Below are 13,977 nucleotides of genomic sequence, written 5' to 3'. Positions count from 1 at the left end.
GCTGGTTTAGACTCGCCGGCCTTCGATCACCTTCCAATGGAGCTGGAATGTCCGCGACGCTGCGATCCTTGAGGTTCTACCTGGTCATCGGCCTGCTGCAGGGGCTGCTGTTGATGTGGGCTGTGCTTTATAGCGGCTGGTCCGGTATCGCGATGGCCGCGTTGGCGGCGGCGCTGTTGATGGGCGGCGGGTTGTTGCAGCTGCTGCCTGAGCGTCGACGTGAACGGCGCATGTGGTTGGCGTTGCTCGCGTTGGCCCTGGCGGCGGCGGGCGCAGTCGTAGCCTGTCGAGAGCTGCCGATGACCGGCCTGGCGTTGGCTGGCGTGTCGACCGGCCTGATCCTCATGACCCTGTTCAGCGCGGCTGTGTTGCAGGGGCGCACGAACCTCTGGCGACGTTTTTTCGGCTATGCGCTGTGGGTGGCGCTGGCCTTGCCATTGCCCTGGATCGCACATGCGCTCTTCAAGGCCTGGACGTTCAGGCACTATCGCGACCCGCTCAAGGGCGGCTTTCTGTCGCTGGTGTTCTTTGCCGGGCCGACCCTGGCGTTCTCCATCGGCCTGTTCCTGATCGGCCTGTGCCTGGCTGCGGTGCTGCGGCGCAGAAGCGCGGCGGCTGCCTGATAGCGATGCCTGGCCACCCTCGCCGCCCTGCGAGCACCACCTCACAAAAGGATTTGCAATGCCCGTGTTGAACCCTTCCCTGTTGTTCTATATCGCCATCGCTCTGGTACAGGGGCTGCTGCTGGTCAGCGGCCTGATCTATCGCCAGCCAGCGCTTGCCAGCGTCTCCTTGATGTTGGCCCTGGTGGCCGGGGTCAACCTGCAACTGCTTGGCAACGCGCTGCTTGAGCGTGGCACCTGGTTGCTGGTCATTGGCTTCAGTGTGCTGATGTCGGGGCTTTCCGGCTGGGTGTTCAATCACGATCCCTATGGCTGGCTCTGGAGGTTCTGGCTTTTCGCGGCGGCTGTGCTGGTGTATATCGGCACCGCGTTCGTCCTCAGCTGGCCGACCCGCGAGGGGAACCGCCCGCGCTATCAGGACCTGTTCCGGCATGCCTGGAACAATGCGTTCATCGTGCTCCTGGCGCTGCTGGTGACCCTGGCCTTCAGCCTGCTGCTGTGGCTGTGCGGCCAGCTGTTCAGCATCCTCGGCATGCCGCAACCCGGCGAACTGTTCGCTTCGCCGTACTTCATCTGTTTCAGCCTGCCGATGTTCTTCTCGCTGGGCATGCGCATGGGCCGCGAGAACGAAAGGGTCATCGGCTTGCTGCGCGGGATTCTGTTGACGGTGTGTCGCTACCTGCTGCCCCTCAGCGCGCTGATTACGCTGGTCTTCACCCTGGCCCTGGCGCTCACCGGCCTGCAGCCGATCTGGAGCACCGGCTACTCCAGCAGCATCTTGCTGTGCCTGGCAGGCTGCAATCTGTTCCTGCTCAATGGCGTATTCCAGGACGGCCAGCACGACGCTGGCTACGCCAAGCCCCTGAAAGTCCTGGTCAACGCCAGCCTGTGTTGTCTGCCCTTGCTGGTGTTGCTGGCGGGCTATTCGAGTTGGCTGCGGATTGATCAATACGGCCTGACTCCCGCACGCTTCCTGGCCATGCTGTTTGTCGTCCTGGCCCTGGTGCACAGCCTGGCGGCGCTGTGGGCGGTCTTGGGCAAGCAATCGGTGTGGCTTGCCAGCCTGCGTCGCAGCAACCCCTGGATGGCCCTGTTGAGTTTCGTGGTGCTGCTGTTGGTGTTTTCCCCTGTGCTGGACCCGCAGGCCTTCAGCGCCAGCAACCAGGTGCAACGTCTGTTGGACGGGCGTACGCCGGTGAGTGAGTTCGACGCCAGGACGCTGCGCCAACGTCTGGGCGTACCAGGCCGGGAGCAGTTCGACGCGTTGCTTGAGCGGGTGCGGCAGGGGCAGATTCTCGATGAGCCGGGCAGGGCACAGTTGCTCGGACTTCTGGAAGGGGTGTCGCCCAAGGATCAGCCCGCCGATTACCTCAAGCCGCATCTGTACTGGCTAGGCCCGGTGCCGGACGGCAGCCAGCAACTCATCGACGTACTGACGACCCTGAGCGAGTGCACGCCGCCGGGGTGTACCGCGTGGGCGGTTGATCTGGATGACGATGGCATCGACGAAGTGTTGCTGATCGACAAGCAGAGCTGGGCGTCGTCGGCGCTGCTGTTCGCCCGTCGGGATCAGGGCAAGGGCTCATGGCGTCATGAGGGCACGTTGTCCGGAATCGAGGATGCTCCAGGGCTGATCGCGCAGATTCGCGAGGGCCAGATCAAGCCGGTGAGGCCGCGCTACAAGACGCTGCGGATCGATGGCGTGGAACTGAACACGCAGTGGTTCCACCCGCGTGACTGATCGGCAGCGATAAAAAATCCCGGCGCCTGGCCGGGATTTTTTTGCTCTCGGTACTCAGCTGTTAGGCAGCAACCGGCAGGTGATGCTCTTGATGTAGCGGGTTTCCGGAATCGCCGGGTGCACCGGGTGGTCCGGGCCCTGGCCGCCGCGCTCCAGCAGCTGGATATTGCGGTCCAGGTGGCGGGCGCTGGTGAGCAGGATGTTCTGCAGGTCGTCTTCGGGCAGGTGCATCGAGCACGAGGCGCTGACCAGGATGCCGTCCTTGCTCAGCAGGCGCATGGCCTGCTCGTTCAGGCGGCGGTAGGCGCCTTCGCCGTTCTTCAGGTCTTTCTTGCGTTTGATGAAGGCTGGCGGGTCGGCCACGATCACGTCGAAACGCTCCTCGGCGGCCTTGAGTTCCTTCAGGGCCTCGAACACGTCGCCTTCGATGCAGGTGACTTTCTCGGCGATGCCGTTGAGCGCGGCGTTGCGTTCCACGCCGTCGAGGGCGAAGCCCGAGGCATCGACGCAGAACACTTCGCTGGCGCCGAAGGCCCCGGCCTGCACGCCCCAGCCGCCGATGTAGCTGAACAGGTCCAGCACCCGCTTGCCCTTGGCGTAAGGCGCCAGGCGGGCGCGGTTCATGCGGTGGTCGTAGAACCAGCCGGTCTTCTGGCCTTCCATCACCGGGGCCTCGAACTTCACGCCGTTCTCTTCCAGGGCGACCCACTCCGGCACCAGGCCGAACACGGTTTCCACGTAGCGGCCCAGGCCTTCGGCATCGCGCGCGGCCGAGTCGTTCTTGAACAGGATGCCGCTGGGCTTGAGCACCTGGACCAGGGCGGCGATCACGTCGTCCTTGTGCTGTTCCATGGTCGCCGACGCCAGCTGCACCACCAGGATGTCGCCGAAACGGTCGACTACCAGGCCCGGCAGCAGGTCCGAGTCGCCGTAGACCAGGCGGTAGAACGGCTTGTCGAACAGGCGCTCGCGCAGCGACAGGGCCACGTTCAGGCGGTGCACCAGCAGCGACTTGTCCAGCGCCAGCTTGGCGTCGCGCGACAGCAGGCGGGCGCAGATCAGGTTGTTCGGGCTCATGGCGACGATGCCCAGCGGCTTGCCGCCGGCGGCTTCCAGCACTGCCTGGTCGCCTGCCTTGAAGCCGTGGAGTGGGGTGGCGGCTACATCGATTTCGTTGCTGTAGACCCACAGGTGGCCGGCGCGCAGGCGGCGATCGGCGTTGGCTTTGAGGCGCAGGCTTGGCAGGGACATGACGTCGCTCCGGAAAAAAGAGCGGGAGTATAACGTGTTGCGACCGCCGGGAGGCTGGCGAGTGGATATGTGGTGGCGGGGGAGCCGCCGGGCACTGTTATAAAGTTCCTTTCGGCTGGCCATGGTGGCCATCTAACGGGTTAGAATCGCCGCCTGACCCAGAGTGCGTAACTATGTCCCAAGCGATGTCCCAAGAGCTTTCCGCCGAACAGATTCAACAGGCCCTGCAAGGCATCAGCGTGCCGCCCCAACCGCAAATCATGGTGGATTTGCAGATGGAGCAGTACATGCCCGACCCCGACCTGGAAGTGATCGCGCGGCTGATTTCCCAGGACCCGGGGCTCTCCGGCGCCCTGCTGAAAATCGTCAACTCGCCGTATTACGGGCTGAGCAACAAGATCGCCTCGATCCAGCGCGCGGTGAACCTGCTGGGTAGCCGCTCGATCATCAACCTGATCAACGCGCAGTCGATCAAGGGCGAAATGAGCGACGAAACCATCGTCACCCTCAACCGTTTCTGGGACACCGCCCAGGACGTGGCGATGACCTGCCTGACCCTGGCCAAGCGCACCGGGTCGCAAGCGGTCGACGAGGCTTACGCGCTGGGCCTGTTCCACGATTGTGGCGTGCCGCTGATGCTCAAGCGTTTCCCCGACTACATGACGGTGCTGGAAGAGGCCTACGCCGGCGCGGGCCCGGAGAACCGCGTGGTGGATACGGAAAACCGTGTGTTCAACACCAACCACGCGGTGGTCGGTTACTACACGGCCAAGTCCTGGCGCCTGCCGGAGCATGTGACCAACGCCATCGCCAATCACCACAACGCCCTGGCGATCTTCAGCGACGAGTCGTCGCGCAACAGCCAGCTGAAGAACCTGCTGGCGATCCTGAAGATGGCCGAGCACATCTGCGCGTCCTATCGCGTATTGGGCAACCAGGTCGACGACCACGAATGGAACAGCATCGGCCACCTGATCCTCGATTACGTCGGCTTGTCCGACTACGACTTCGAGAACCTCAAGGAAACCGTGCGCGAACTGGGCGCGCACTGATTCCCGACCACGTATGAGCACGCGAGGCGCACATGCCTGAATTACCGGAAGTCGAAACCACCCGGCGCGGTATCGCGCCGCACCTGGAAGGGCAGCGCGTCAGCCGCGTGATCGTGCGCGAGCGGCGCCTGCGTTGGCCGATTCCCGAGGACCTCGACGTGCGCCTGTCCGGGCAGCAGATCGTCAAGGTCGAGCGCCGCGCCAAGTACCTGCTGATCAATGCCGAAGTCGGCACCCTGATCAGCCACCTGGGCATGTCGGGCAACCTGCGCCTGGTGGAGATCGGCATGCCGGCGGCCAGGCATGAGCATGTCGATATCGAACTGGAGTCCGGCCTGGCGCTGCGCTACACCGACCCGCGGCGCTTTGGCGCGATGCTCTGGAGCCTCGACCCGCTCAATCACGAGTTGCTGGTGCGCCTGGGACCGGAACCGTTGACCGACCTGTTCGATGGCGAGCGCCTGTACCAGCTGTCGCGGGGCCGTTCGATGGCGGTCAAGCCGTTCATCATGGATAACGCGGTGGTGGTTGGGGTGGGCAACATCTATGCGACCGAAGCGCTGTTCGCCGCTGGTATCGATCCGCGCCGCGAAGCCAAAGGCATTTCCCGGGCGCGTTATCTGAAGCTGGCGATCGAGATCAAGCGCATCCTGGCCGCGGCCATCGAGCGCGGCGGGACGACCCTGCGCGACTTTATCGGCGGCGACGGGCAGCCGGGTTATTTCCAGCAGGAACTGTTCGTCTACGGGCGCGGCGGGGAGCATTGCAAGGTCTGCGGCAGCGGGCTGCGCGAGGTCAAGCTGGGGCAGCGTGCGAGCGTGTATTGCCCTAAATGCCAGAGCTGAAAAGCATCGCGGGCAAGCCGGATCGCCGCCCGCTCGCTCCTACCGTTCACAGAGCCTTGTAGGAGCGAGGCTTGCCCGCGATAACGTTTGCCGCGACGCGGTAAAACCAGCGGTTTACGCCTTACCGGTAATCTTCCGGTACTTGGCCATCAACTCTTCTTCGGTTTCCGGGTGGGCTTCGTCCAGCGGGATGCAATCCACCGGACACACCTGCTGGCACTGCGGCTCGTCATAGTGGCCGACACATTGGGTGCACAGGTTCGGGTCGATCACGTAGATCTCTTCGCCTTGAGAAATCGCAGCGTTCGGGCACTCGGGTTCGCAGACGTCGCAGTTGATGCAATCGTCGGTGATGATCAGGGACATGGGGCACTCCGGCCGGGGCGGCGGGCCCAGGCATTTGAAAAATCAATGGCGCAATTGTGCCGTATTGACGGGCGCAGTGCACGCGGGCGCGATGGGAGGGGCGTTTGCAGGTTGGCAGCGCGGGAGCTGGCGCGGGCCTGGCCAGCGCCCGCGGGGCTTATTTCTTGAAGCGCAGGGTCAGGGCGTCGGCCACGGCCGGATGCACGAACTTGCTGATATCGCCGCCCAATGCCGCGATTTCCCGGACCAGGGTCGAGGAAATGAACGAGTAGCGTTCCGAAGGCGTGAGAAACAGGCTTTCCACGTCCGGCGCCAACTGGCGGTTCATGTTGGCCAGCTGGAATTCGTATTCGAAGTCGGAAACCGCGCGCAGCCCCCGCAGGAAGACATTGGCGTTCTGCTCCTTGGCGAAGTGTGCCAGCAGCGTGGAAAAACCGACGACTTCAACGTTCGGCAGATGCTTGGTGACCTCGCGAGCCAGTTCCACGCGCTGTTCCAGGGGGAAAAGCGGGTTTTTCTTCGGGCTGGCGGCGACGGCGATGATCACGTGATCGAACAGCCGCGAGGCGCGTTCGACCAGATCGCCATGGCCCTTGGTAATAGGGTCGAAGGTACCTGGGTACAACACTCGGTTCATCGCGTCGTCCTGGCGGGAATCCGTTGGGGAGTCGGATGGTATCGCAGCCTTTCCGGTCGGCCAAGTCGCCTGTCACGGAAGAAAGCACTATAGACGACGGAAATAAGCGGCGTTTTCACCCGGTTTTCAGCCGTTCGGCCAGGGCCGTGGCCAATTGCGCGGTCAGCCCGTAGACCGACAGCTGCGGGTTGGCGCCGATGCTGGTGGGGAACAGCGAACCGTCGTGGATCGACAGGTTGGCCAACTGATGGTGGCGGCCCAGGCTGTCCGCGACGGCGCTCTTCGGGTCTTCGCCCATGGCGCAGCCGCCCATCACGTGGGCGCTGCCCAGGCGGGTGCGGTACAGCTCCAGGCGCAGGCCGTCGATCATTGCCTTGGCCTCGGCTAGGGTCTTCACGTAGCGGGCATCGTTGTGTAATGGCATGACCGCCTGCGCGCCGCCGGCGAACTGGATTTCCGCCATGCTGTGAAACGCCCGGCGCAGGCCGTCCCAGGCGTAGTCCGAGACCTGATAGTCGAGCACCGGCGAGCCGTCGCCGCGCAGTTCCACGCTGCCGCCGCTGCTGTCCGGGTGAAAACCGTCCCGCAGCAGCGCGAGCATGGCGTGGGTGTGGGGCAACTGCTGCATGTTCAGGGCGCTCTGTGGGCCGAAGCCCCCGAGCAAAGTGGCGGCCAGCGCCGGTTGCAGCGGCGGCACCTCGAGTTTGTAGGACATCCTGCCGGTAGTGCCGTCCTGCCACTGGAAATGATCGGAGTAGATCGACTGCGGCGCGCCGTAGAAGGGATTGATCACGCCGTCGAATTGCCCGGCGGAAAAATTCACCAGGTGCAGGAAGGTGCGTTTGCCCAGGCGCCGGTGCGGGTCGGCCGCGTCGGAACGCAGGAGCAGGGCCGGGCTGTTGATCCCGCCGCCGGCCAGCACGTAATGCCGGGCCCTGACCGTGATGGTGCGCCCGGTGGGCGCCACGCAGCGCTCGTCCATGGCCAGGCATTGCAGGCTTTCGACCCGCTCGCCCTGGATCCGCAGGCGTTCGGCGCGGGCCAGGTACAACAGCTCGCCGCCTTTCTCCAGGGTCGCGGGGATGGTGGTGACCATCATCGATTGCTTGGCGTTGGTCGGGCAGCCCATGCCGCAGTAGCCGAGGTTCCAGCAGCCACGCACGTTGCGCGGGATCACATGCCAGCTGTAGCCGAGCTTTTCGCAACCGTTCCTGATCACATCGTTGTTGGCGTTGGGCGGCATGATCCACGGCGCGACCCCCAGGCGTTGCTCCATTTTCTCGAACCAGGGCGCCATCTCGGCCGGGCTGTGGCCCTTGACGTGGTGCTCGCGGGCCCAGTGTTCCAGGGTCGGGTCGGGGGTGCGGAAACTGGAGGTCCAGTTGATCAGGGTGGTGCCGCCGACTGCGCGCCCTTGCAGGATGGTGATGGCGCCATCCTTGCTCATGCGGCCGATACCTTCCTGGTAGAGGCTGGCGTAGGCCTGGTCCTCGAGCATCTTGAAGTCGTCGCTGGTCTTGAGCGGACCTTCCTCGATCAGCAGCACCTTGTAGCCGGCGGCACTGAGAATTTCCGCGGTGGTGCCGCCGCCCGCGCCGCTACCGATGATGGCGACATCCGCTTCGAGGGTCAGGTCCTGCTGCAATTGCGTGCCGTTGTAGGTTTTCCAGCCGCGGGCCAGGCCTTCGCGAAACAGATCGGGTACGGGCATATCGGGCGGTCTCTTATTGTTTTTCGGGGGGATTAGGCAGGGGCGTCAGATCCTGGGTGGCCCGGGGTAGCCGCAGTGGGCCCAGGACTCCGCGCGGCCGTACCAGGCCATCGTCACCAGTTGCAGCAGGGAGGCGCGGCCCTGGCGCAGCAGGCCGATGGCGCTGTTTTCCCAGCGATCGAGAAAGTGCCGGATGTCTTCGGCGCTGGCGCTTTCCCAACTGCCCCAGATACCGGTCAGCGGGCCGCGGGTAATGCCCATGGCCAGCACGTCGAGCAGTTGGCGGGTGAGCTTGAGCATTTCCGGCGACAGATGATCGAGGCTGCTGTCCAGGCCGTTCAGGGTTGCGTCGATGGCGGCTGGCAGCTGCCCGGCGGCCACGGCGCCTTCGAGCAGCACCGGGACCAGCGCCCGCAGGATCGGCAGGTCGCTGTCGCGCAGTACCGCGAAGCCATGGGCCGCGGTGCTGGACGAGCAGCCGCTGAGGCTGGCGCCGAGGCCGGCGGTGGCCAGGAAGGCGCTGGCGCCCAGGCTGATTTTCAACAGGCCGCGGCGTGACAGGACGGGTGTGGCAGGCAGGCTGGGAGTCATTGTGGTTATTTCCCGGCAGTGGTCTGGTTAACGGATGAACAGCTTCTGGATCAGCCGCTGGATCGGCTTGCCATAAGGCGGGTAGATCAGCCGCGCAGCGTTCAGGCGCTGCTTGCTCAGCACGCCCTTGGCCTTGCTGAAGGTCAGGAAGCCCTCGTGGCCGTGGTAATGACCCATGCCTGAGGGGCCGATGCCGCCGAACGGCATGTCGTCCTGGGCCACATGCAGCAGGGTGTCGTTGAGGCAGACACCGCCCGAGTGGGTTTCGTTGAGGACCCGGTCCTGCTCGGCCTTGTCGTAGCCGAAGTAGTAGAGCGCCAGGGGCCGCGGGCGCTGGTTGATATAGGCGAAGGCCTGGTCCAGGCCGGTGTAGGGCACGATCGGCAGGATCGGGCCGAAGATCTCGTCCTGCATCACCAGCATGTCGTCGCTGACATTCAGCATCAGGCTGTGGCCCATGCGCCGCTCCTGGTTCTCCTCGAACAGCGGGATCAGCAGCGCGCCCTTGCCGGTGGCGTCGCTGATGTAGCTGTTCAGGCGCGCCAGCTGCCGCGGGTTGATGATCGCGGTGTAGTCGGGGTTGTCGGCCAGGGTCGGGAAGAAGCCGCGGACCACCTGGCGATAGGCATCGACGAAGGCCCCGACCCGGTGTTCCGGGACCAGCACGTAGTCCGGGGCGACGCAGGTCTGGCCGGCGTTCATGGTCTTGCCGAAGGCGATGCGTTCGGCGGCGTCCTTGAGCGGCACATCGGCGGACACGATGGCGGGCGACTTGCCGCCCAGCTCCAGGGTCACCGGGGTCAGGTTTTCCGCCGCGGCGCGCATCACGTGCTTGCCGATGCTGGTGGCGCCGGTGAACAACAGGTGATCGAAAGGCAGTTTCGAGAACGCCATGCCGACTTCGGCTTCGCCCAGGACCACGGCGACCAGGTCCTCGGGGAACACCTTGGCCAGCAGGCGCTTGAGCAGCAGGCCGGTGGCAGGCGTGGACTCGCTGAGCTTGAGCAGCACGCGGTTGCCGGCGGCGAGCGCGCCCACCAGCGGGCCGATGGCCAGGAACAGCGGGTAGTTCCACGGCACGATCACGCCGACCACACCCAGCGGCTGGTAGACGACCTTGGCCGAAGCCGGCTGGAAGGCCATGCCGACCTTGCGCCGCGAAGGTTTCATCCAGCGTTTCAGGTGTTTGCTGGCGTAGTGGATGCCATGCAGGCTGGGCATGATCTCGGCGAGCAGGGTTTCGTCGGCGCTACGGTGGCTGAAGTCGGCGCTGATGGCGTCGATCAGCGCTTGGCGTTCGCTGTCCAGCAGCTCGCGCAGGCTCTTGAGCCATTGCTGGCGCTGGGCGGCGGGTGGCATCGGGTTGGCCGCGTAGGCCTGGCGCTGGGCGGCGAACAGGTCATGGAGCTCGTCCAGCTGGGATTGGGCTTGCGACAGGTAGGCGACTTCGGCAGACATGGACGGCTCCGGACGGGTGGGTGGGCGATTTTTAGAGCTTATACTCTAAAATGTCAAATAACATCCCGGCCCGGCTTTGATTTATCCCATGGGGGATAGGTCGTAAGATGCCGGGCAACGCCTCCTCGATTAAAGCCCACGCTCATGGCCCCACGCATAAAAACCCGCGAACGTATCGTCCAGAACAGCCTGGAGCTGTTCAACCAGCAAGGCGAGCGCAGTGTCAGCACCAACCACATTGCCGCCCACATGGAGATTTCGCCGGGCAACCTGTATTACCACTTCCCCAACAAGCAGGCGATCATCGCCGTGCTGTTCTGCGAGTACGAAGCCCTGGTCGACAGCTTCCTGCGCTTGCCGCCGGGGCGCGCCGTGACCGTGGAAGACAAGCGCTACTACCTGGAGGCGGTGCTGTCTGCCATGTGGCGCTATCGCTTCCTGCACCGCGACCTGGAGCACCTGCTCGACAGCGACGCCGAACTGGCCGCCCGCTACCGGCGGTTCTCCCAGCGCTGCCTGATCCATGGCACGGCGATCTATGCCGGTTTCGTCGAGGCTGGCATCCTCAGGATGGACAAGGTGCAGATCGAGTCCCTGACCCTCAATGCCTGGATCATCCTCACGTCCTGGGTGCGCTTCTTGTGCACCACCCGGGAAAATTCCATGCACCTGAGCGAAGAAGCCATCAAGCGCGGCGTCTATCAGGTGCTGGTGCTCGAGGCCGGTTTTGTCACCGAGCAGGCCCGGGACGCGGTGAACAGCCTGTTCGAGGAGTTTTACGTACCCTTTGCCCAGGCCCTGGAAGAAGTGCAGTAGGATCAATCACCCTCAATGACTGGAGCCCGTCATGCCCATCGCGCAACTGATCAGCCCGCAGCAATTGGCCGCTCGCCTGGAGCAGCCCGGGCTGGTGATTCTCGATTGTCGTTTTGCCCTGGAAGATCCGGATTACGGCCAGCGCAGCTATGCCGGAGGGCATCTGGCCGGCGCGCATTTCGCCGACCTGGAGCGTGACCTCAGCGGCCCGGTGACCAAGGGTGTGACCGGGCGCCACCCGCTGCCCGAGCCGGCGGCGCTGGTCGCGCGGTTGCAGGCCTGGGGTATCGATGCCGACAGCGATATCGTGCTCTACGACGACGGCCCCGGTGCCTTTGCCGCCCGCGCCTGGTGGCTGCTGGCCTGGCTGGGCAAGCGCGACGGGGTGTTTATCCTCGATGGCGGCCTGAAAGCCTGGCACGCCGCCGGCCTGCCGCTGAGCCTGGATGCGCCGCCCAGCGTCCTCGGCCATTTCTCGGGCCAACCTGACCCATCCTTGCTGCTGAACGCCGAGCAACTGCAAAAGCGCCTCGGCCAGCCCGGCCTGACCCTGCTCGATGCTCGCGCCGCGCCACGCTTTCGCGGCGAAGTGGAGCCCATCGACCCGGTGGCCGGGCACATTCCCGGCGCGCAATGCGCGGCCTTCACCGACAACCTGGGCAGCGACGGCCGTTTCCTGCCAGCCGATCAGCTCAGGCAGCGGTTTGCCGCCAAGCTGGGAGAGCGTTCGCCGACCGAGCTGGTGGCCTACTGCGGGTCGGGCGTGACCGCCTGCCACAACCTGTTCGCCCTGTGCCTGGCCGGTTATCCCCTGGCCAGCCTGTATGCCGGCTCCTGGAGCGAATGGATCACCGATCCGCAGCGCGCGGTTGCCACTGGCGACTGATCGACGCTGCCTCCTGTAGGAGCGAAGCTTGCTCGCGATTCGTACTTCCAGGCGCCGCGTACGGCCTGACGGACCGCGCTGCCTGGGGGATTTTTCGCGGGCAAGCCTCGCTCCTACAGGAGGTCAGGAGGGCGAGGGCGGGGTTAAAGGGACTGGCGCGCACTGCGATAGGCCGCCGGGCCCACGCCATAAACCTGCTTGAACTGCCGGCTCAGGTGGCTCTGGTCGGCGAACCCCAGTTGCGTCGCCACTTCCAGGGGTAGGCAGCCGTCGCGCAGCAGGGCCCGGGCCTGGGCGATGCGCTGTTGCATCAGCCAGGTGTGCGGCGGCATGCCGGTGGCGCGGCGAAACACCCGGGCAAAGTGGAAAGGCGAGAGATTGACCGCCGCGGCCAGCTCCTCCAGCGAGGGCGGGGCGGCCAGCTGCGCTTGCAGCAGGTCCTTGGCCCGGACGATCGCCCGATGTTCCCGACCGGCGGCGCCAGGCGCCTTGACCCCGGCATGGCGTCGCAGCAGCAGGAGCATCATTTCCCGCCAGACGGTCTGCTGCTGCAGGGCGCTGGCCGGGCTTTCCAGCAATTGATGCAACTGGCAGAAGCCGTGGACCAGGTCGGGGTCGCGATACAGCGTGGCGCCGAAGGCCGGCAGGTCGCCGCTGGGCAGTTCCAGTTCGTCGAGCATGCCGAGGATCTGTGCGTTGTCCGGGTAGAACGCGCGATACAGCCAGCCGTCCTCGGTGCCCTTGTGCCCGGTGTGCAACTCGTCCGGGTTGATCAGCACCAGGGTGCCGCGTCCCGCCAGGTGTTCGGCGCCGCGATAGCGGTAGCGCTGGGCGCCGGCCATGATCATGCCGATCACATAGCCGTCGTGGACGTGGGGGACGAAGCGATGCTCGATGTAGCGCGCGGCCAGCAACTCCACGCCGGCCAGGGGGGCGGTCTGCCAGAAACGGATCGACTCGCCCTGGTCGGTGTTCATCTAGGCTCCCGGCCCGGGGCGGCCAGCCATTGCGGAATGCGGCGTTCCAGGTAATAGCCGGGGGTCTTCAGCGTGCCGTCGACAAAGCCGACATGGCCGCCCTTGGCCTGCAACTCGAAATGGGTGCTGCTGGACAGCTCGCCGGCTTCCGGCAGGCTGTGGGGGAAGACGAAAGGATCGTCCGCGGCCTGGATGATCAGGGTCGGCGTGCGGATTTCCCCCAGGAAATAGCGGCTGGAAGCACGCCGGTAATAGTCCTCGGCGTCGGCGAAACCGTTCAGCGGCGCGGTGACCCGGCCGTCGAAGTCCCAGAAGGTCCGCAGGTTTTCCAGCGAACCGAGCCGTTCCAGCACGGCCAGGCCTTCATGGCGTCCGTCGTGCTGGAACTGGCGTTGCTTGTCCTTGATGTAGGCCAGCATCTCGCGCATGAAATGCGCCTGGTAGACCTTGGAAAACCCCTGGCCGATACGGTCGGCGCACTGGTCCAGGCGAAACGGCACCGAGACCGCGACGGCGCCCTGCAATTGGCTGGCGCTGCCGCTTTCCCCCAGGTGCTTGAGCAAGACGTTGCCCCCCAGCGAGTAGCCCACCGCGAACAGCGGCGCCAGCGGCCGCTGGCGGCGCAGATGGTCGATGGCGGCGGCCAGGTCTTCGCTGGCGCCCGAATGGTAGCTGCGCGGCAACAGGTTGGGTTCGCCCGAGCAGCCGCGCCAGTTCAGCGCCACGCTGGCCCAGCCCTGACGTGCCAGGGCCTGTTGCAGGCCGGCGACGTAAGGCGAGTTGGAAGAGCCGGTCAGGCCGTGCAGCACCAGGACCAGAGGCGCGCTGGCGGTATGCGGGCCGTGCCAGTCGAGATCGAGGAAGTCGCCGTCGTCGAGCCACAAGCGTTCGCGCTGGCGCTCCAGGTGCGTGGTCTTGCGCCACAGCGGGCCCCACAGGGTCTGCAGGTGCGGATTGCCGAGGCCGAAGGCGGGAATGAAGCGTTCTGACGGAGTGGGCACGGTGATTCTCGTAGCAGCGGTG

Annotated in this window: 14 protein-coding genes; 6 read left to right on the top strand and 8 right to left on the bottom strand. The window is 65.2% G+C overall.

From position 1 onward, the window contains the following. Positions 1-47 precede the first annotated feature (47 nt). Together TO66_RS29715 and TO66_RS29710 are read left to right on the top strand one after the other, a co-directional pair. Positions 48-623, top strand: a complete 576-nt coding sequence (locus TO66_RS29715; RefSeq protein WP_044465596.1) for a hypothetical protein — start codon at positions 48-50, stop codon at positions 621-623. Between the two features lie 58 nt (positions 624-681). Continuing rightward, complete coding sequence (locus TO66_RS29710; RefSeq protein ID WP_044465595.1) at positions 682-2,364, top strand: DUF4153 domain-containing protein; 1,683 nt, start codon at positions 682-684, stop codon at positions 2,362-2,364. Positions 2,365-2,418: 54 nt separating this feature from the next. Here TO66_RS29710 and TO66_RS29705 read toward each other — a convergent pair whose 3' ends face one another. After that, positions 2,419-3,615 (bottom strand): class I SAM-dependent rRNA methyltransferase, encoded by a 1,197-nt coding sequence (locus TO66_RS29705; RefSeq protein WP_044465594.1) that lies wholly within the window; start codon positions 3,613-3,615, stop codon positions 2,419-2,421. Between the two features lie 239 nt (positions 3,616-3,854). On the opposite strand from TO66_RS29705, the gene TO66_RS29700 reads away from it, so the two are divergent. After that, positions 3,855-4,667: an HDOD domain-containing protein gene (locus tag TO66_RS29700; protein WP_171820088.1), complete on the top strand. Its 813-nt coding sequence runs from the start codon at positions 3,855-3,857 to the stop codon at positions 4,665-4,667. A gap of 32 nt (positions 4,668-4,699) precedes the next feature. Beyond that, entirely contained in the window at positions 4,700-5,512 is an 813-nt protein-coding gene (gene mutM / locus TO66_RS29695; RefSeq protein ID WP_044465593.1) for a bifunctional DNA-formamidopyrimidine glycosylase/DNA-(apurinic or apyrimidinic site) lyase, read from the top strand. 114 nt (positions 5,513-5,626) lie between these two features. Here mutM and TO66_RS29690 read toward each other — a convergent pair whose 3' ends face one another. The 5 genes from TO66_RS29690 to TO66_RS29670 all read right to left on the bottom strand — a co-directional run bounded on the left by TO66_RS29690 (position 5,627) and on the right by TO66_RS29670 (position 10,275). Continuing rightward, entirely contained in the window at positions 5,627-5,878 is a 252-nt protein-coding gene (locus TO66_RS29690) for a YfhL family 4Fe-4S dicluster ferredoxin (RefSeq protein WP_007921257.1), read from the bottom strand. Positions 5,879-6,035: 157 nt separating this feature from the next. After that, positions 6,036-6,515, bottom strand: a complete 480-nt coding sequence (coaD, locus tag TO66_RS29685; protein ID WP_003229157.1) for a pantetheine-phosphate adenylyltransferase — start codon at positions 6,513-6,515, stop codon at positions 6,036-6,038. A gap of 115 nt (positions 6,516-6,630) precedes the next feature. Further along, entirely contained in the window at positions 6,631-8,226 is a 1,596-nt protein-coding gene (locus tag TO66_RS29680; protein WP_044465592.1) for a GMC family oxidoreductase, read from the bottom strand. Positions 8,227-8,271: 45 nt separating this feature from the next. Beyond that, complete coding sequence (locus TO66_RS29675; RefSeq protein ID WP_044465591.1) at positions 8,272-8,817, bottom strand: hypothetical protein; 546 nt, start codon at positions 8,815-8,817, stop codon at positions 8,272-8,274. Positions 8,818-8,844: 27 nt separating this feature from the next. After that, the gene (locus tag TO66_RS29670) at positions 8,845-10,275 is read right to left on the bottom strand and encodes a coniferyl aldehyde dehydrogenase (protein ID WP_044465590.1); all 1,431 of its coding nucleotides are present in this window, start codon (positions 10,273-10,275) and stop codon (positions 8,845-8,847) included. Positions 10,276-10,419: 144 nt separating this feature from the next. Between TO66_RS29670 and TO66_RS29665 the strand changes: the two genes are divergently transcribed. Next, a complete protein-coding gene (locus TO66_RS29665) occupies positions 10,420-11,091 on the top strand; it encodes a TetR/AcrR family transcriptional regulator (RefSeq protein WP_044465589.1) in 672 nt (223 codons plus the stop codon). Positions 11,092-11,122: 31 nt separating this feature from the next. Further along, the gene (locus TO66_RS29660; RefSeq protein WP_044465588.1) at positions 11,123-11,977 is read left to right on the top strand and encodes a sulfurtransferase; all 855 of its coding nucleotides are present in this window, start codon (positions 11,123-11,125) and stop codon (positions 11,975-11,977) included. A 143-nt stretch (positions 11,978-12,120) separates the two neighbouring features. On the opposite strand, the gene TO66_RS29655 is transcribed toward TO66_RS29660, so the two are convergent. Both TO66_RS29655 and TO66_RS29650 read right to left on the bottom strand, forming a co-directional pair. Then, positions 12,121-12,954, bottom strand: a complete 834-nt coding sequence (locus tag TO66_RS29655; protein ID WP_044465587.1) for an AraC family transcriptional regulator — start codon at positions 12,952-12,954, stop codon at positions 12,121-12,123. After that, positions 12,951-13,955 carry a hydrolase gene (locus tag TO66_RS29650; RefSeq protein ID WP_044465586.1) on the bottom strand — a complete coding sequence of 335 codons (1,005 nt, stop codon included), beginning with the start codon at positions 13,953-13,955 and terminating at the stop codon, positions 12,951-12,953. Before TO66_RS29650 ends, TO66_RS29655 begins: the two co-directional genes overlap by 4 nt. Between the last annotated feature and the right edge of the window lie 22 nt (positions 13,956-13,977).

The organism is Pseudomonas sp. MRSN 12121 (genome assembly GCF_000931465.1).
Lineage (GTDB): Bacteria > Pseudomonadota > Gammaproteobacteria > Pseudomonadales > Pseudomonadaceae > Aquipseudomonas.
The sequence above is the reverse complement of the archived record's forward strand: the minus strand, read 5'-3'. Positions and strand labels throughout refer to the sequence as shown.